Below are 4,181 nucleotides of genomic sequence, written 5' to 3' on the forward strand. Positions count from 1 at the left end.
CGCCCCCGGACCCCCGCAGCGCAGCCCGCTCAAGCCGTCCGCCTACCGACTCCAGCCCCTGACCGGATACGGCGCGCCGCGCGCCGCGCCCCGCCGGCCCCCGGTACGCAGCGAACCGATTCTGCGCATGACGGGCCGCGGCCGCACCATGCTGCTCACCTTCGACGACGGACCGCACCCCGAGTACACCCCGCAGATCCTGGACACCCTGGCGAAGTACGACGTGCGCGCCACGTTCTTCGTCTGCGGGGAGATGGCCGGCTACAACCCGGATCTGCTCTCCCGCATGGCCGACGAGGGGCACGTGGTCGGCAACCACACCTGGTCCCACCCGCAGCTGACGCGGCTCAGCAGGCGCCGCATCCGCTCGGAGATGGAGCGGACCAGCGAGGTCGTCGACAAGGCCTACGGAGATCCGCCCCGCTGGTTCCGGGCCCCCTACGGGGCGTGGAACCGTGCGACCTTCGAGCTCGGCTCCGAACTGGGCATGGAACCGCTGGCCTGGACCGTGGACACCCTCGACTGGACCACCCCCGGCACCGGGACCATCGTCGAACGGGTCGAGGACGGCGCGGCCCCCGGCGTCGTCGTGCTCTCCCACGACGCCGGGGGCGACCGCTCGCAGAGCGTCCGCGCACTGCGGCGCTACCTGCCGGAACTGCTGGACTCCGGCTACCACCTCACCACTCCCCGCAGCGGCCGCCTCTGACGGCACCCCGGCCCGCCCGGCCGGGGTGCGTTCAGCGGACCTCGACCAGGCGGGCGAAGGTGACGACGTTCCCGTCGTAGCCGTTCTGCTTCGAGAAACCGCCGCCGCAGGTGATGACCCGCAATTCGGGGCTGCCTTTCGAGCCGTACACCCGGTCGCCCGGGAAATTGTTCTTCTCGAACACCTCGATGCCGTAGATCTCGAACACCGCCGTCTTTCCGTCCTGGCGGTGCACCTCCACCCTGTTTCCCTTTTTGAGGGCCCCGAGTCCGTAGAAGACGGCAGGCCCCTGCTGATTGTCGACGTGGCCCACCACGACCGCAGTGCCCTTCTCCCCGGGAGAGACCGCACCGGTGAACCAGCCGGCCAGGTTCGGGTCCTCGGGCGGCGGCGCGTCCACCCAGCCGTCCGCGTCCAGACCGACCCCCATGACCGGAGCGTCGACCTGGATGGCGGGAATGGAGACCCGGTCGGGCACCGAGTGCGGCAACGGCGACACGCCCTTGGACCCGCCGTCGCCGGCCGCCGCGCGGGTGTCCGAAGCGGCGGCCGAAGCCGGCTGCGGCGGGCCCACGTCGAATTCCCCCGAACCGTTGCGGATGAGCGCGAGACCGGTCAGCAGAACAAGCGCTATCACGCCCCAGGGAGCGCGCTTCCTCCGCCGCTCCTCCTCTTCGGCCAACTCGGAGTCGTACATTCGCATCCCCTCTCGACCCGGCCGTCGCCGGGTCATCCGCGCATACGTGCACGCTAAGGGCCGCCCGCGCAACCGGCGACGGGGCGGCGGCGAACGGGTTATGCGCACGCCCGTCGTGAGCCATCCGGGACCTGGCCGGAGAAGATTTTCTGACGGGGCGTGACCTGCGGCGATATCCACTCGCACAGTTTCGGTCAGGTGTGCAGCTCACCAGGACGGACCATTGCCGAAATGCGCCTTTGTGACGGGCAACTGAGGGTCTTTCTGGGAGGCGCTTTCTCGCCGATCGACCGGGGACGGGTCCCGGGGCGTCTTCCGCGGAGGATCACATGCGTAACACTCGTGCCCTCGCGGCAGCCGGCGCCGCGGTCGCTGTCCTCGGCCTGGCCGCCCCCGCGGCCACCGCCGGCGGCGACCACAACCAGCCGAGCAACATCGTGGCGCTGCCCAGCGTGATCGCCCGCGGCGGCCAGATGACCGTCACGGTCGACGGCTGCCCGCAGGGCGGAACCATGACCTCGGACGCCTTCCGCACCACGCACCTGACCCCGGTCAACGGAGCCAACGAGACGTCCAAGGGCACCGCCACCATCAAGCAGGACGCCCGGCCCGGCTCGTACGACATCACCGTCAACTGTTCCGGCCGGCGGCTGACCCGTCCGGCCGCCTTCACGGTCATCGGCGGTGTCCGCGGCGGCCTCGGCGGCAGCAGCTCCAGCGGGGCCACCTCGACCGACATCGCGATCGGCGGCGGTCTGGTCGCCGCGGCCGTCGCGGGCGGCGGACTGTTCTGGATGCGCCGCCGGGCCGAGCGGCGCTACTGACCCCCGCCCGCCCGCCGTACGGGCCCCGCCCTCGGGGAGCGGGCCCGGCCGGCACACGCACCGCACGCCGAACGGGCTCCGCCCCGGACCTTCGAAACGGTCCGGGGCGGAGCCCGTTCAGGCATGGGGCGGAGCCCGTCCGGCGCGGGTGCCACTACGGTCGGGCGCCGTGTTCTCCGGAGCGGCGGCGCGAGAGGCGGTGGGCGGCGCCCACCGAGCCGGCGACGAGCAGCGCGCCGACGCCGATCTGCTTCAGGTCGAACCCCGCGATGCTGCCGCCCTCCCCGGCGTGCACGCCCTTGGAGTGGTGCGGCTCGGGGGTCGGACGGTGCGAGCCGCCGCCGGCGATGGTCAGGTCCACCGTGCCGGACCGCTCCTTGCACGCGAACGCCACCTGGTAGACCGCCCCGCGCCGCGCGTCCCGGTCGACCCGCGCCGTCGCGGACGACTCGTCCCGCGCGATGGTCACGGTGTCGAACACCGGCGAGGTGACCGTGACGCGCCCCCGGCAGCCGCCGGCCCCGCGCCCCACCCCCAGCGTCACCTCGCCGCCCGGCGCGACGGTGGCGGGACGGACGGTGAAGCCGAAGGTGTCCGAGCCCGCGGCCCCGGCGGGTACGCAGGCGGACAGGGTGGCGACGCCGAGCAGCGCGACCGAGGCGACGGGTATCGCACGCATGGTGAATCCTCCGGGTCCCCGAGGAGCGGCGGCGGACCTGTTCCGCACGCGCGGGAAATGCACCTCGATGCCCGAAACGGTAGGAAACCGGGCGTGTCGCCGCGATCGCTGTCGGGCGAATGGGGCAAGGCCGTGGGCCGCTCAGGGGACGTGACGGCGTGTCGACCGCGCGGGCCGGACACGGCGCCGCACGAGGGACGGGCGCGCGTCGCACGCCCCCTGAGCGGCCGGGTCAGTCCCCGGCCCCCGGGAAGAGGCTCAGGAACGGTTCGGTCGACGCCGCGACGCCCCGGCTGAAGGGTGCGTCGAAGTCCCAGATCAGGAAGAGCAGGAAGGCGATCAGTGCGGAGAACAGCCCGGCGAGGACCAGTTCGCGCGGCGTGCGCCGGATCTGCAGGGCGAAGACCATGCCGATCGTGATGACGGCTCCGGCGATGAGGCCGAACCACACCACCCCCGGCATGGTCGCCCCGGTCGACTGCGCCCGGGCGCTTCGTGCCTGGTCGGCGATGGTCACCTGGTCGAGGAGCGGCTGGTAGGCCTGGGCCTCGAAGTCCGACTTCGGTTCGTAGTCGCTGACGTCCGCGCGGACGCGGTCGAGCAGCTCGGTACCGCGGTCGGTGAGCTCGTCGTGGTCGGCCATCGCCTTCCACTCCGTGGTGACGACGTGTCCGACATAGGCGTTGACATCCTCCCGGATGCGGTCACGGACGTCGGGCGGATAGACACGGACGCGTTCCGAGATCTCGTGCAGCGCCACGGCCTCCGTCTGCACGTTGTCCTGGGCGGCGCTGCGCGCCTCCCAGACACCGGCGATGGCCAGGCCCAGGACGATGGCGTACACCACGCCGATCCACATCGTCATGTACTCGATGACGTCGGGTGTCTCGGTGATGTCCTCGTCGTCGGAGGCCGTGCGGTGCCGCAGGAGGGTGACGATGACCACCACGACGCAGGCGGCCAGCATCGCGAGGGTGAGAACAAGCCATTCCGGCAAGGCGGGCTCCAGGTTTCAGCGCGCACGGAGCGCGGCGACGGCGACCACCGCGGGCACGGTGATGAGCAGGACGAAGACGAGCGGCGACGTGGTCCCGCGCGAGGTCCGCTGCGGGGCCCGGGCCGTACGGTGACGCGGGTAGTGCACCGGCGTCAGTGACGGCCGGGGGGTGGGCGTGGTGGCCGGGGCGGGCGGGGACGGCGCCGGCCGCGCCCGCGTGGGTGCGGGAGTCGGGCTGGGGGTCGGTGTCGGCGTGGGTACCGGTTCCGGCGCGG

The 4,181-nt window shown here is 72.5% G+C and carries 5 protein-coding genes and 1 pseudogene; 2 read left to right on the forward strand and 4 right to left on the reverse strand.

Annotated features, from left to right (window positions below; genetic code table 11):
• Positions 1–709: polysaccharide deacetylase family protein (locus HZS56_RS37315; protein WP_216725247.1), on the forward strand; the 709-nt coding region annotated here is incomplete at its 5' end.
• A gap of 31 nt (positions 710–740) precedes the next feature.
• On the opposite strand, the gene HZS56_RS37320 is transcribed toward HZS56_RS37315, so the two are convergent.
• Positions 741–1,406, reverse strand: a complete 666-nt coding sequence (locus tag HZS56_RS37320) for a class F sortase (protein WP_216725251.1) — start codon at positions 1,404–1,406, stop codon at positions 741–743.
• A gap of 329 nt (positions 1,407–1,735) precedes the next feature.
• On the opposite strand from HZS56_RS37320, the gene HZS56_RS37325 reads away from it, so the two are divergent.
• Complete coding sequence (locus tag HZS56_RS37325) at positions 1,736–2,230, forward strand: hypothetical protein (protein WP_216725248.1); 495 nt, start codon at positions 1,736–1,738, stop codon at positions 2,228–2,230.
• A gap of 154 nt (positions 2,231–2,384) precedes the next feature.
• Here HZS56_RS37325 and HZS56_RS37330 read toward each other — a convergent pair whose 3' ends face one another.
• The 3 genes and pseudogenes from HZS56_RS37330 to HZS56_RS37340 form a co-directional block, all read right to left on the reverse strand.
• Positions 2,385–2,909, reverse strand: coding sequence for a hypothetical protein (locus HZS56_RS37330; RefSeq protein WP_216725249.1), 525 nt, complete (start codon positions 2,907–2,909; stop codon positions 2,385–2,387).
• A 232-nt stretch (positions 2,910–3,141) separates the two neighbouring features.
• Positions 3,142–3,906: a bestrophin-like domain gene (locus HZS56_RS37335; protein ID WP_216725250.1), complete on the reverse strand. Its 765-nt coding sequence runs from the start codon at positions 3,904–3,906 to the stop codon at positions 3,142–3,144.
• A 15-nt stretch (positions 3,907–3,921) separates the two neighbouring features.
• Positions 3,922–4,181, reverse strand: a pseudogene (locus tag HZS56_RS37340) (hypothetical protein); the annotation flags it as partial.

It is taken from the genome of Streptomyces mayonensis, assembly GCF_018982965.1.
Taxonomy (GTDB): Bacteria; Actinomycetota; Actinomycetes; order Streptomycetales; family Streptomycetaceae; genus Streptomyces; species Streptomyces mayonensis.